Genomic DNA, 12,726 nt, shown 5'->3' with positions numbered 1-12,726 from the left:
CGGAAGTCAGGAAAGGATGCCATGCACCCAGGATGCCCACCAGCGCGTCCGGGGGCTCCGCGCGCGAGGGACAGCGCCACCGTGCAGGGGACGGCACGCCCACCGGGCGTAGCTGTGCAACCGGCTGCACGGTGGCAGGGAATGGGGGCGGCTCAGTCCTCGATCTCGGCCTCGTTCCACTGCTGGTGGTTGAGGTTGGGGTCGCGGTTCGGGTCGTAGTTCGGGTTGTTCGACGGGACGTACTGGCCATTGCCGTTCATCCAGTACTGATTGGCGCCCGTCTGGACCTGGTGGCGCGTGCCCTTGGCGGTGTCGCGCACCGTCTCCTCGTCCTTGATGTAGTTCACGAAGCGGTGGTGCATGCGGTCCGACGCGGCGTCGCGGCTGGCGTACGTCTCCGCGATGGACTTGTTGATGGCGTCGTTCTTCTCGTGGAAGGCGCGCTGCTGCGCCTCGAAGGCGGCCTTGTTGGCCTGCATGCGCTGGTTGTGCGCCGCCCAGCTCGCGCGCTCCCGGGCCATCTCGCCCTGGTTGTAGGCCTGGACGTACTGCGGATTGTAGCGGGTGCCCGCGAGCGCCTGGAGGACGACCTTCTTGCTCTCCTCGTAGCGCTCCTGGGGCGCGTCGAGCGCGTGCGTGTAGTAGTTCCAGGACATCATGTTGCCCAGGTCCGTGGCGCTCAGGTGGACGACCATCATGTACGGCTCACCGCGCTTGTCGGTCCACTCCGTCACCTTCGCCAGGAAGAGCTGGCGCATGGGGGCGACCTTGTAGAGCAGGTCCGAGAAGCCCTTGTCGGATGCGGCGATGTCCGGCGCGTCGTACTGCTTCACCAGCTTCGCGCCCTCCTTGCGAGCAATCGGCACCAGGTCCTGCTGGATGACCTTGTCGATGGATTCGAAGGGCCGCATCGGCTGGCCGCTGCGGGCCGCCACCTGTCGCATCATCGGGTCGCCCGAGAACATGAAGGTCTTCATGGGCACCATGTAGACATTCACGTTGCCCGGTCCGCTGATGACCGCCTTGCCGTTGTTGACGATCCAGTTGTCCGGCAGCGGCATCGCCGCCATCTCCATGAACTTGTCGTCGAACACCCGGTGCATGACCACCTTGCCGTTGGGTGGCACCTCGAGTCGTTTCTCGACTTCAGGTGCCGCCGGACCCGGTGTGTCACCCTCGACCTTGTTCTCGCGACAGCCCCCCACCACGACACACGAGGTCACGAGCGGAATCATCAGCGCCTTCATCGGAGTTCCCCCTCCTGGACTGCATTGGCATCCAGACTACCAGAGGCCCGGTGCGGGGGACAGCCGGGCCCATTGACAGCTCAGAGCTCCGGGAAGATGAGCAGGCCTCATCGGGGTGCGTGATGGAGTTCACCAGCCGCGGCGCGGCGCGGTCCGCGAGGTCGAAGACGAACAGCCCTCCCTCATTTGGGGAGGCCGCGTAGTACCGGGCCAGCAGCTGATCGAAGCCGCCGACGCACGTCCACTTCACCATGTCAGCCCCTCCGGGGATGGGGCCGGCGCGAGCTGGATGGACGTGCACGGAAGAGCAGCCGACCCGGAATCCCTCGAACGGAAGGGGGGCCCCACCCCATATCGCGGGCCTGCTGGCGCCGTTCAATCCCTGACATCCGCACAGGGCCAGGGGATTCAGAAGACGGTCCGGATGCTCCGGTCGCCGGCGATGTACTGGTTGAGCGTGTAGCCGAAGTCGGACGTGCACTCGCGCCCCAGCCGCCGCAGCACGCCCGACAACGCGCGCCCCAGGGTGGAGGAGTCGAGCACGGAGCGGACGCTGCAGATCTCCTCGTGCTCGGTGACCTTGAGGTCCCCGTCGAACACCACCTTGTGCACGGCGTGGTACGTGAAGGTGTCCCCCGCCAGGGACTGCCAGGCCTTCAGGGCCAGGAAGCGCTTGAAGACGAGCGTGGTCGTCACCTCGGCCAGCACGACGGTGGAACCATCCGGGCGCCGCGTCTCGGCCACGTCACCGAACTCCAGGTGGCGGTCGGACAGGAGTGCCCGGTTGACATACACCAGCCTCCGGGCTCCCTCCACGCCCTCCGCCGTGACGAGCGCGTCCTGGACCGTCGCTTCCGGATGATAGTGCTTGGACGCGGTGGCGCGCGGCAGGTGCGCATCACAGCCATACAGGACGGGAAGGAAGCCGCGGACGAGCTCGGCGGCGGAGCGGGGCTCCGATTGCAGCGTGGGGGTCTGCGCGACATCCCTCATGGGGAACTCCTCCAACGGCGACGTGGGACCCCGAGGACGACGGCATCCCAGGCAGCACAGCCTTTGGGAATGACTCGCATGGGGGTGGCCGATGGTGGCCGCTCGGGCCAGGGCTCGTAATCGCCTGTCGGTCCCACGGGGCTGTCGCCTCCCAGACGGAGCCTCGGAGTCGCTTGCACCTCACGAAGAAGGCCCCGGCGCGGGACGCGCCGAGGCCTCTTGACTTCATGCTGTCAGGGATTTCACGGCAGCGGCGGCAGCTTCAGCACGCCGTTGCACTCGTCGGGTTTGGAGGGCACGTCGGTGCCCCCCCACGGCGCGCCGGTGTTCACCACCACGCTGCCCCCTGGAGCCGGCGGGCAGCCGTAGCCCTGGGCTCGGCGCACGACGAGGTTGACGTTGGGCGGCAGGTTGTAGAGGACATCCGTGCCCGCACCCACGCAGAACTCACGTGTCTGACTTCCACCCGTGGGCAGCGGAATCTCCACTCCCAGGCAGATGGGTAGCACGGTGCCCGGGGGCAGCTTGGCCTCGTCCACCTCGATGCGGAGACAGGCCGGCTCGGTCTTCTCGATGTCGGCGTTGATGAAGCCGATCTCATCGGTGTCGGCGACGAAGCCGATCTTCGAGATGCGCGAGCAGAGATCCGCATCGCAGGTCACCGTCACCTCATCAGGCGAGCACTGCACGGGATTGGGGGACTGAATGCCGTTGGAGGCCTGCTGCCGCCACTGGTTGCTGCCCACGGGCATGGACCAGAAGGCGATGTCCGCCGGAGCTGTACGGGCCAGGTCGCGCGTCAGCGGGACGAAGACACTCGCCGTGGTGCCTGGAGCCAGCTTGAGAATCTGCCCCTTGCCGTCACGGACCTCCGTGTAGATGGCACCGCGCGACTCGAGAAACACCTTCTTGCCCGCCAGATTCACGGCCCCGTCGGTGCCCGGCATCGCCAACAGACCGGTGTCGAGGTGACGCACGCCCACCGTGAACGGCCCTTGCACCTGCTCGTCCTTGGGGCCACGCAGCAAGGACAGGTTCACCTGGATGGAGGCTCCGTTGCGCGGATCCGTCACCGAGACGATGCCCGATGCACTGAACGTCTGGCGGTGAAGTGAGTGGAGCACAAAGGCAGCTCGGAGCACGTTGTTCGCGGCGGCCCCCACGTAGGGCATGTAGCCCGGGAGTTCAATGGTCACCGGCGCGCCCATGGGTACCAACGCCGTCACCGAGAACGAGCCGTTCGCGGCTGACGTCTCGACTACGCTGCCCATGCGCACCGTCGCTCCGCTGAGCGGAGTGCCCGCCTCATCGATGACCAGGCCACAGATGGTGGTGCCAGAAGTCGAGGGAATACACGTCGCCAACGGCTGGACGTACTCCGCCACAACGGGAGCGTCCGCGTCACGCTCCGGAGCATCACAGGACGCGCCCAGCAACAGCGTGCCGCTCAGCGCGCCACACAGCCACATCCATCGCATGCTGACCACTCCTGGCAACGACATCACACACCTCCCAGCCATCAAGAAAGGGCAACACCCCGGGACGTCACCGCCCGCATGATATGCAATTCAAAGAACATTGCCATACCGACAAGGAAGGCTTCGCTCCCAGCACCAACATCCGCCGAATCAGAGACAGCCAAACAATTCCAGGCACCCGAGCACGCGTGTGACCCTCGTGTCACAAATCAAAGTCTCTTCGCCTGCCATTCCGCCTGAGTGTCACGGCTTGGCGACGTACCTACGGAGTTCCCACGGGGCTCGGCGCACCCATGCGTCGACGTACAACGACACCGACGCACGAGCGGCGCCTCCGTGGGCGCGGGAGGGATGTCTCCGACACCGGCTCGGCACCGGAGTGGGAGTCGAAGGAATCCGATCGGGCCGTCGCCTGTCCGTCAGAGCCTCGGTCTCCTTGCCCCCAACAAGAAGGCCCCGGCGCGGGACGCGCCGAGGCCTCTTGACTTCATGCTGTCAGGGATTTCACGGCAGCGGCGGCAGGGTCAGCACGCCGTTGCACTGGCCGGGGCTCGCGGGCACCCCGGTGCCACCCCAAGGCGCGCCGGTGTTCACCACCACGCTGCCACCCGGAGGCGGCGCCGGGCAGCCGTTGCCCTGGGCCTGGCGCACGACGATGTTGGCGTTGGACGGCAGGTTGAAGAGGATGTCGGTGCCCCCGCCCACGCAGATGTTGCGCGTCTGGCTGCCACCGGTGGGGAGCGGAATCTCCAGCTCCAGGCAGATGGGCAGCGTGGTGCCCGGAGGCAGCGAGGCCACGTTCACGTCGATGCGCAGACAGGCGGGGTTGGTCTTCTCGATGTCGGCGTTGATGAAGCCGATCTCGTTGGTGTTGGCCGAGAAGCCACTGGCGGAGATGCGCGAGCAGTCATCCGCGTTGCAGCTCACCGTCTCGCGGTTGTTGCACTGCACGGGGTTGGTGGACCGCGTGCCGTTGGAGGGCTGCTGCCGCCACTGGTTGCTGCCCACGGGCATGGACCAGAAGGCGATGTTCGTCGGGGCGGTGTTGACCTGGTCGCGCGTCAGCGGGATGAAGACGCGCGCCGTGGCGCCCGGGGCCAGCTTGAGGATCTGCCCCCTCGCGTCGCGGACCTCCGTGTAGATGGCGCCGCGCGACTCCAGGAACACCTGCTGCCCGCCCAGGTTGACGGCGCCGTCGGTGCCCGGCATCGCCAACAGGCCAGTGTCGATGTGGCGCACGCCCACCGTGAACGGCCCCTGCACCTGCTCACCCGAGGGGCCGCGCAGCGCGGACAGGTTCACCTGGATGGAGGAGCCGTTGCGCGGGTCCGTCACCACGACGGTGCCCGACGCGCTGAACGTCTGCCGGTGCAGCGAGTGGAGCACGAAGCGCGCCCCGAGCACGTTGCGCGTGACGGCGCCCACGTAGGGCATGTAGCCCGGAACATCGATGGTCACCTGCGTGCCCATGGGCACCGACGCCGTCACGGAGAACGAGCCGTCCGTGGCCGACACCCCCCAGGCGGGGCCTACGTTCACCGTCGCCCCCGCGAGCGGAGCTCCCGCCGCGTTGGTGACCACGCCGCAGATGGTGGTCCCAGAGGTCGAAGGCGTACACGTCACCAGCGGCTGGACGTGCTCCACCGTCGCGGGAGCCTCCGCCTCACCCTCGGGCGCACCACAGGCCGCGCCCAGCAGCATCGTGCCGCTCAGCGCGCCACACAGCCACATCCACCGCTTGCTGACCATTGCTGACAGAGACATCACATACCTCCCCGTTGAAGAAAGGCGACACCCCGAGGGCGTCACCTCCTCGCATGGTATGTGATTCATCTGACGTTGCCACGGCGGCGCCGGGTGTTTCAATCCCAGCACCAATCTCCATCAAACACAGACACGTCACCCAGGACCCGAGGCGACAGCGACTACACGTGTGACACCCCGCGCTACAAACCAAAGCCTCTCGACCCACCCTTGTGGCCTGGAATGTCACAACCCGGCGATACACGCATACGGGGTTTCCACATGGCCCGGTGTGCCATGGTTTCGACACACGAGGACGTCAGAGCGCGAGCGGCTCCTCGGCGGGAGTCGGGGCGGAGGGCTTCTCCGACACGGACTCGGCGCAGAGCGTGGAGCCGTTCAGGGCGCACCGGCCTCCGTCCTCCAGGTCGAACTGCCAGCGGTGGCGCGGGCAGACGAGGTACCTGCCCTCCTCCACCCACCCCTCGGACAGGTCCGCGCCCTGGTGCGGGCAGAAGCGCTGCACGGTGAAGCGCCGGTTGCCCACCGCCACCACGGTGCGCTCGCGCTGGGACTCGGTGGAGCGCACGCCCTCGCAGAAGGTCCGCATGTCCTCGATTTCGACGCCCAGGAAGCCGTGGAGGATGGGCTCGTAGACGTCCGGGAAGCGGCTGAGCCGCAGGCGGAACGACAGCAGGAAGTCCTCCCACGTCAGCTTGCGGTCCAGCACGCGCACCATGTCCGCGGCGCTCACCTTCATCGTGTAGCGCGTCGTCTCGCGAATCTCCGGCACCTCGTCCACGCGCCGGCCCTTGAAGTCCACGCGCAAGAGGCGCTCGGGCAGCTCCGTCAGCTCCACGTACAGCGGCATCCCCACCCGCTCGTGCAAGTCCAACAGGTCCAGCTTGCGCTGGAGCTCCACGCGCAGCCGGCCGTGAATCTCATCCACCTCCGCGCGCAGCATGTTGCGCCGCCGCTCCCGGAACAGGTGCGCCATGTCCGCCGCGTACGTGCGCAGGTAGGATTCGAAGCCCTCCTCCGTGAGCCGCTCGCCGTCCAGCGAGACGTACTCCAGCGAGGCCGCGTCCAGCACGTCCCCCGGCATGGGCTCCAGGAAGCGGGTGTGGCGGCCGGGCAGGCGCTGCTCGAGGAAGCGGAACAGCGTGGAGGCGTTGGGGAAGATGTTCACCTTCTCCAGGTTGAGCTGGAACAGGGCCGGGTCCAGGAAGCACGCGGGGCCGGCCGAGGCCAGGTAGGCCCGCGGCTTCACCACCTCCAGCGCGCGCGCCACCGCCTCGAACTTGCTCTCGCGCTTCTTCAGCGAGATGGCCGCGTACGTCTCCGGCGTGTACTCGTAGCAGGTGGGGTGCCAGATGGCGCCGGAGAACTGGGCGGTGAAGAGGTCGATGGGCCCCTCCTCCTCGCTGATGCGCGCCAGCCGGTCATGCAGCTTGCAGTCGTTGAGGTTGACGAAGCACTGGCCGTCGCCGCGCACCATGACGGCGGAGTCCCGGTTGGTGCCCTGCTCGGACACGAAGAGCTTGATGTAGCCGCCCTTGATGGGGACCTCGCGCCCGTCCTCACAGGCGATGACGCGCTTGCAGCCGTAGCGGGCGAAGATGTCCTGCAGCTCCGAGCGCTGGAAGCGGGGAATCACCACCGTGAAGTCGCGGGTGCGCAGGGTGGCGAGGAACTCCGGGTCGAAGTGGTCCTTGTGCTCGTGGCTGACGTACAGGTAGCGCTCGCGGCCGGGCGTCTCCAGGAGCGCGCGCACGCGCGGGGCCAGGTGGTGGTTGCGGGGCAGTTGCATCCACGCCGAGTCGAACGCCCCGCGCGGGGACAGCCACGGGTCCATGACGACGACGCTCCCCGCGCACTCCACGGCGAAGCCTGCATGGCCCAGGAAAGTGATTCGCATGTACCCGCCCTCAACCGAAGCGGCCCGACGACGCGCCGGAGCCGCACACACACCCGAGTCTCCGCCCGCGCTCATGGACGGCGCGAAGAAGGCTGCGAACGTGGCGTCACCCGGGCCAGGGGCCTTCGGGTCTCACCTCGCGTCCTCGGCCCGACACGCCCCGGGGCGGAAACACGAGAGGCGCGGAAGGAGGACCTCCCGCGCCCCTGTGTCTTCAGGCGAAGCGCCGACGACTACGGCTGGATTTCACGCACGGACAGCCACTTGAAGTCGACGTCCTCCGCGTTGTCCCAGCGGAACGTGGCGATGGGGCCTCCCCAGGTGATCGGCATGGCGCCCACCGAGCCGCCGCAGTGCTCGGCGTCACCGCCCCAGCCGCCGGAGTCCACCCAGTCGTAGACCTTCTTCCACGTCACCTTGTCGGCGTTCTCGTTGACGTACATCTCCAGCCGCACGGCCTCCTTGCCGCTGGCGGTGGTGTTGCGCATCACCGCCTTGAAGCCCACCCAGCGCCCCTTGAGCGCGGACGTGGCGGGCTTGTATGGCGCCTGCTCGTAGGAGACATGCCACGTCTCCTTCTGCCAGCGGGCGCGGCCGTCGTAGTGCAGGCCGCCCTTGTAGCTGCTGCCCTCGCAGCCGGAGTTCTGGTCGTTGTGCTTGCCGCCGCGCGCGTACCAGTCGAAGTTGTCCGAGCCATCCGACGCGGCGTTGAGCTTCACGAAGCCCGTCATCTCGACGTTCTTCCAGTCGTTGGGCGCCTGCATGTAGCCCCGGCTGGCCAGCACGTCCCGGTCATACGTCGGAATCTTCGCGGCGGAGTAGCCCGTGGACGTGGTGACGCCCATGCGCACCTGGCGGTTCTTCATCTTCCATGAGCCATCCGCGTTGCGGGTGATGGCGCGCTGCGGGTCGAACCGGGGGTCCGACGTGGGGTCATCCGCCAGCGCCCAGGACTCGCCGCCCGCCTTGGACGGGTACAGCCGCGTGACGCCGAACTTGTCCACGGAGGCCTGCCCGGGCGTGGGCTCGGGGGTCGGCTCCGGCGTGGGCTCGGGGGTCGGCTCCGGCGTGGGCTCGGGTGTGGGCTCGGGCGTCGGTGTCACCTCGGGCGTGGGGTCTGGCGTGGGGGTGCCTGGCGTGGGCCCAGGGCTGGGGACCTGGGGTTGCTCGGACGGCGACCCGGTGCCGCCGCCAGGAGTGGAGGCCCCGGGGGCGCCCGAATCGGCGCCACACGCGGAGGCGGACAGGAGGAACAAGGCGCCACACAGGGATGAGAGAACACGGTTCCGGATCAAATGGCGGTCCTTCTGCGGGGGGCCACGAGAATGGCGGAGGAGCCGCGGACGCCTATCGCCCTGCGGGCCCTCGCCGCGTCGCTCCCCCGAGGCCAGGATTGCCTCGGAGCGATGACGCCTGGCTGGTCTCAGCGGCCCGGTGACTGTCGTTTTTCCAACCGGACGGCGCGAAACCCACCACGTCCCGCAACCCTTCCCCAGCCAGTGACACCCGCTCCGGCCCTCCCCGGGCCGCCCCCTCCCGGGACAGGCCTGGGCCTCTTTCGGAGCCATCCTTCGGTTTTCTCGAAGGAGTGAGTCTGTAATCCCTATTTGTCGAAGAGAACGGTGGCTCTTATCTGAACCCCACCTATGGAACCTCTACAAACCGTCGGCAGTCCCGCCCTGTGGGGCGGCTTCATTGCCTTCGTCATCGCGATGCTCGCCCTGGACCTCGGCGTCTTCCACCGGAAGGCCCACACGGTCAGCTTCAAGGAAGCGCTGGGCTGGAGCACGGTGTGGATCAGCCTGGCGCTGCTGTTCAACGCGGGGCTCTGGTGGAAGTTCGGAGGCAAGCCCGGGCTGGAGTTCCTCACCGGCTACCTCATCGAGAAGTCGCTCTCCGTCGACAACATCTTCGTCTTCGTCGTCATCTTCTCGGCGATGCGCATCCCCGCGCTGTACCAGCACCGGGTGCTCTTCTGGGGCATCCTCAGCGCACTGGTCCTGCGGGCCATCATGATCTTCGCCGGCGTGGCCATGCTGGAGCGCTTCCACTGGCTCATCTACGTCTTCGGCGCCTTCCTCATCCTCACGGGCCTGAAGCTCTTCGTGCAGCGCAACAAGGAGGACCACCCGGAGGACGGGTGGATGATGCGGATGCTGCGCAAGAGCATCCCCTCCACGACGCGCTTCGACGGGCATCACTTCTTCACGGTGGAGAACGGCCGCCGGCTGGCCACGCCGCTGCTCATGGCGCTCATCCTGGTGGAGGCGTCGGACATCCTCTTCGCGCTGGACTCCATCCCCGCCATCTTCGCGGTGACGCGAGATCCCTTCATCGTCTTCACGTCCAACATCTTCGCCATCCTGGGCCTGCGCTCGCTGTTCTTCCTGCTGGCCGGCGCGGTGGAGAAGTTCAGCTACCTGAAGGTGGGCCTGTCGGGCGTGCTCGTCTTCGTGGGCGCGAAGATGGCGTTGATCGACTTCGTGAAGATCCACCCGGCCATCTCGCTGGGCGTCATCGCCACGCTGCTGGGCGCCAGCATCGTCGCCTCGCTCATCAAGGCGAAGAACCTGCCGCCGCAGCCGCACGCGCCGGAGGCTGGCGCGGACACGTTGGTCAAACCGTCGGAGAGCTGAACCAGCCCGCAGCGGCACCTCCTCGAAGCCAGGGCGCGTCCGGACCTCATGCCGGGCGCGCCAAAGCCGGGCGCCGCTGAAGACATGCGTCGGAAAGCGAAGAAGCCGTGAACCCTTGGGTTTCCCCTTGGATTCACGGCCTCTTCTTGTTGGGCGCAGCAGGGTTTGAACCTGCGACCCCTGCCGTGTGAAGGCAGTGCTCTACCGCTGAGCTATACGCCCGCGCTTCGTGTTGCCACCGAGTCGCGACGGGGAGCTAGATGCCATCTGCTCCCTCAGGTGTCAACGCAATTTCTACGAGAGCCCGTCCAGCTTCTCCTCCAGCTCACGCAGCCGACGCTTGAGGCCGGAGAGCTGTTTGCCCACGGCCTTGAACTCGCTCTTCGGCGCGAAGTGGAACGCCTTGAGCAGCTCCTCCTGACCGCGGTCCAGGGCCTGCTTGCCCCGCTGGACCTTGCCGATGGCGTTGGCGATGGCCATGGCGCGCTTCTCGTCGGCCATGAGCTTCTCCACGGCCTTGCTGGAGACCTCCAGCGCCTGCTTCTTCAAGTCGTCACGGATACCCATGGCTCAGTGCCCCCCGACCTACGGCTCGTCGATGTACTGCGTCTGCAGCTTCGCGAAGACGCGGTCCGCGATGCCCTTGTACTTCATGCGCTCGATGAGCGGCTGCAGGTCGCCCTTCATGGAGATGCGGCGCTTGAGCACCGCCTCCACGGGGTCCAACGTGCCCTGCAGCAGCTGCTTCCAGACGGTGTACGGGGCGCGGGCCAGATAGACGGGCTCCAGCTCGTCCAGGTCGTCCGGATCCGCGAGCACGCGGGCCTTCTCGATTCGGCAGTCGCCCGGGACGACATGCACCACGAAGGACTTCGCCAGCTTGCCGGGCTCGGCCTCGATGATGGCCCCGAAGTCGCCCTTCCATCCCCTGCCGGCGACGGCGCACTCGGGGTCCTCGTTCGTGAGCCGGACCGCTTCGTCCAGCCACTCCTTCGACGGGAACTTCGCCATGAGCTGCTACCTATCCTCTTCGGAAGACTCTCTTGATGCTGGAGAGCAGGCCCCGCTCGTCATCGCTGGCGGCGTTGGAGCCGCTCGCCACGGGCTGATGGTCCACGTTGTTGCGCAGGACATCCGAGAGCGCCCGCTTGAGCTGCTCGGGGGTGTCGCGCGTGGCCAGGTCCACCCGGCGCGGGGTGCCGCTGGCCTCCTCCACCGTCACCTGGAGCAGACACTCCTCGGTGAGGCGGAAGTCGATCTTCCTGCCGGCCGCGGCGGACGGGACCCGGACGGTGCCCAGGTACTCGTTGTCCACCATCAGGTCGCTGTCCCCCTGGAAGATGTCGAGCTCGATGTAGGCCGAGCCCGGCTCCTTCGGCGGAGGCAGGCGGAAGCTCTTCACCATGGGGATGAGCGAGTTCTTCTCGATGATGCGCTTCACGCGGCCGTTGGGCAGCGCGTAGCCGATGGGCATGGACACCGCGTCCAGCAGCGTCACCGCGTCGATGCTGCCCAGCGAGTCCCCCAGGAGCGCCGCGCCCAGCGCCACGCACTCGTCGGGGTGCACGCCCTTGCGGGGCGGCTTGCCGAAGTGCGCCTGGATCTTCTGCTGCACGAGCGGCATGCGGCTCTGGCCACCGACGAGGATGATCTCATCGATGTCCGAGCGGGCGATGCCCTTCTCCTCGAGCACGCGATCGCAGATCTCGAAGGTGCGGTCCACCAGGTCGCCGGTGAGGCTGTTGAGGAACTCGCGCGTCAGGGGGATGCGCAGGTCCACCGGCTTGCCCTTGCGCTCGTCGATGAAGGGCAGGTCGATGACGACGTTGGGGATGAGCGTCAGGTCGATCTTCGCCGCCTCGGCGGCGTTCTTGATGCGCTGCAGGGCGATGGGGTTCTCGGTGAGGTCGACCTTGGTCTCCTCCCGGAAGCGCTCCAGCACGTACTCCATGATGCGGGTGTCGAAGTCCGCGCCGCCCAGGAAGGTGTCGCCGCCCGTCGCCAGGACCTCGAAGACGTTGCCGGCCAGGTGCAGCACGGAGACGTCGAAGGTGCCGCCGCCCAGATCGTAGACGAGGACCTTCTGGTCCAGGCCCCGGTTGAAGCCGTACGCGAGCGCCGCCGCGGTGGGCTCGTTGACGATGCGCTTGACGTCGAAGCCGGCGAGCCTGCCCGCCTCCTTCACCGCCTGGCGCTGGTTGTCGTTGTAGTAGGCCGGGACGGAGATGACGGCCGCGTCGATGGGGCCGCCCAGGAACTGCTCCGCGATGGTCTTCAGCTGGGACAGCACGAAGCTGGAGACCTGGGGCAGCGAGTAGAGCTTGCCGCCCATCATCACCGCGGCGTCCCCGTTGGAGCCCTCGACGATGTCGTAGGGGAACGAGCCCCGCAGGTCCTCGACCGACTTGGAGTGGTACTTGCGGCCGATGAGGCGCTTGGTCCCCCACAGCGTGTTGCGGGGGTTGGTGACCATCTGGTCCTTGGCCACCCCGCCCACCAGGAGGTCCCCCTTGGCCGACAGGGCGACGACGGTGGGGAGGATGAGGTTGCCGCGATCCGTGGGGACGATCTTCGGGATGCGGTTGCGCACGGACGCCACCAGCGTGTTGGTGGTGCCCAGGTCAATCCCGACGATGCGAGGTCTGTCCGCCATGAAGTTCACGGGCGCGGGCCACCAGACGCGCGCCCCCGTCCCACTCTGTATCACGTCG

The 12,726-nt window shown here is 67.4% G+C and carries 10 protein-coding genes and 1 tRNA gene; 1 reads left to right on the top strand and 10 read right to left on the bottom strand.

Translation table 11 applies throughout. The annotated features are described in order from the left end of the window. Nucleotides 1-152: 152 nt before the first annotated feature. The 6 genes from LXT21_RS15520 to LXT21_RS15495 form a co-directional block, all read right to left on the bottom strand. Nucleotides 153-1,235: a hypothetical protein gene (locus LXT21_RS15520; protein WP_254038909.1), complete on the bottom strand. Its 1,083-nt coding sequence runs from the start codon at nt 1,233-1,235 to the stop codon at nt 153-155. Between the two features lie 420 nt (nt 1,236-1,655). Then, a complete protein-coding gene (locus LXT21_RS15515) occupies nt 1,656-2,240 on the bottom strand; it encodes a hypothetical protein (protein WP_254038908.1) in 585 nt (194 codons plus the stop codon). Nucleotides 2,241-2,482: 242 nt separating this feature from the next. Continuing rightward, nucleotides 2,483-3,718, bottom strand: a complete 1,236-nt coding sequence (locus LXT21_RS15510) for a carboxypeptidase-like regulatory domain-containing protein (RefSeq protein ID WP_254038907.1) — start codon at nt 3,716-3,718, stop codon at nt 2,483-2,485. A 504-nt stretch (nt 3,719-4,222) separates the two neighbouring features. Continuing rightward, nucleotides 4,223-5,482, bottom strand: a complete 1,260-nt coding sequence (locus LXT21_RS15505) for a carboxypeptidase-like regulatory domain-containing protein (protein ID WP_254038906.1) — start codon at nt 5,480-5,482, stop codon at nt 4,223-4,225. A gap of 298 nt (nt 5,483-5,780) precedes the next feature. Further along, complete coding sequence (locus LXT21_RS15500) at nt 5,781-7,379, bottom strand: Rieske 2Fe-2S domain-containing protein (RefSeq protein ID WP_254038905.1); 1,599 nt, start codon at nt 7,377-7,379, stop codon at nt 5,781-5,783. Between the two features lie 233 nt (nt 7,380-7,612). Beyond that, the gene (locus tag LXT21_RS15495) at nt 7,613-8,674 is read right to left on the bottom strand and encodes a carbohydrate-binding protein (RefSeq protein ID WP_254038904.1); all 1,062 of its coding nucleotides are present in this window, start codon (nt 8,672-8,674) and stop codon (nt 7,613-7,615) included. 351 nt (nt 8,675-9,025) lie between these two features. On the opposite strand from LXT21_RS15495, the gene LXT21_RS15490 reads away from it, so the two are divergent. Next, a complete protein-coding gene (locus LXT21_RS15490; RefSeq protein ID WP_254038903.1) occupies nt 9,026-10,015 on the top strand; it encodes a TerC family protein in 990 nt (329 codons plus the stop codon). Between the two features lie 150 nt (nt 10,016-10,165). Here LXT21_RS15490 and LXT21_RS15485 read toward each other — a convergent pair. The 4 genes from LXT21_RS15485 to LXT21_RS15470 form a co-directional block, all read right to left on the bottom strand. Then, nucleotides 10,166-10,237, bottom strand: a tRNA-Val gene (locus LXT21_RS15485). Between the two features lie 72 nt (nt 10,238-10,309). Further along, the gene (locus LXT21_RS15480) at nt 10,310-10,582 is read right to left on the bottom strand and encodes a hypothetical protein (protein WP_254038902.1); all 273 of its coding nucleotides are present in this window, start codon (nt 10,580-10,582) and stop codon (nt 10,310-10,312) included. 18 nt (nt 10,583-10,600) lie between these two features. After that, on the bottom strand, nt 10,601-11,026 hold the full coding sequence (locus LXT21_RS15475) for an SCP2 sterol-binding domain-containing protein (RefSeq protein WP_254038901.1): 426 nt from the start codon (nt 11,024-11,026) through the stop codon (nt 10,601-10,603). A gap of 10 nt (nt 11,027-11,036) precedes the next feature. Beyond that, the gene (locus LXT21_RS15470) at nt 11,037-12,668 is read right to left on the bottom strand and encodes an Hsp70 family protein (protein WP_254038900.1); all 1,632 of its coding nucleotides are present in this window, start codon (nt 12,666-12,668) and stop codon (nt 11,037-11,039) included. Nucleotides 12,669-12,726 lie beyond the last annotated feature (58 nt).

Source organism: Myxococcus guangdongensis (assembly GCF_024198255.1).
GTDB lineage: Bacteria > Myxococcota > Myxococcia > Myxococcales > Myxococcaceae > Myxococcus > Myxococcus guangdongensis.
Note: the sequence above shows the minus strand (reverse complement) of the source record. Positions and strands in the feature narration are given on the sequence as shown.

Bases quoted from the DNA above. Each gene is read 5' to 3' on its own strand.
- LXT21_RS15520 (WP_254038909.1), bottom strand. From the start codon at position 1,235: ATGATTCCGCTCGTGACCTCGTGTGTCGTGGTGGGGGGCTGTCGCGAG.
- LXT21_RS15515 (WP_254038908.1), bottom strand. From the start codon at position 2,240: ATGAGGGATGTCGCGCAGACCCCCACGCTGCAATCGGAGCCCCGCTCC.
- LXT21_RS15510 (WP_254038907.1), bottom strand. From the start codon at position 3,718: ATGCGATGGATGTGGCTGTGTGGCGCGCTGAGCGGCACGCTGTTGCTG.
- LXT21_RS15505 (WP_254038906.1), bottom strand. From the start codon at position 5,482: ATGTCTCTGTCAGCAATGGTCAGCAAGCGGTGGATGTGGCTGTGTGGC.
- LXT21_RS15500 (WP_254038905.1), bottom strand. From the start codon at position 7,379: ATGCGAATCACTTTCCTGGGCCATGCAGGCTTCGCCGTGGAGTGCGCG.
- LXT21_RS15490 (WP_254038903.1), top strand. From the start codon at position 9,026: ATGGAACCTCTACAAACCGTCGGCAGTCCCGCCCTGTGGGGCGGCTTC.
- LXT21_RS15480 (WP_254038902.1), bottom strand. From the start codon at position 10,582: ATGGGTATCCGTGACGACTTGAAGAAGCAGGCGCTGGAGGTCTCCAGC.
- LXT21_RS15475 (WP_254038901.1), bottom strand. From the start codon at position 11,026: ATGGCGAAGTTCCCGTCGAAGGAGTGGCTGGACGAAGCGGTCCGGCTC.
- LXT21_RS15470 (WP_254038900.1), bottom strand. From the start codon at position 12,668: ATGGCGGACAGACCTCGCATCGTCGGGATTGACCTGGGCACCACCAAC.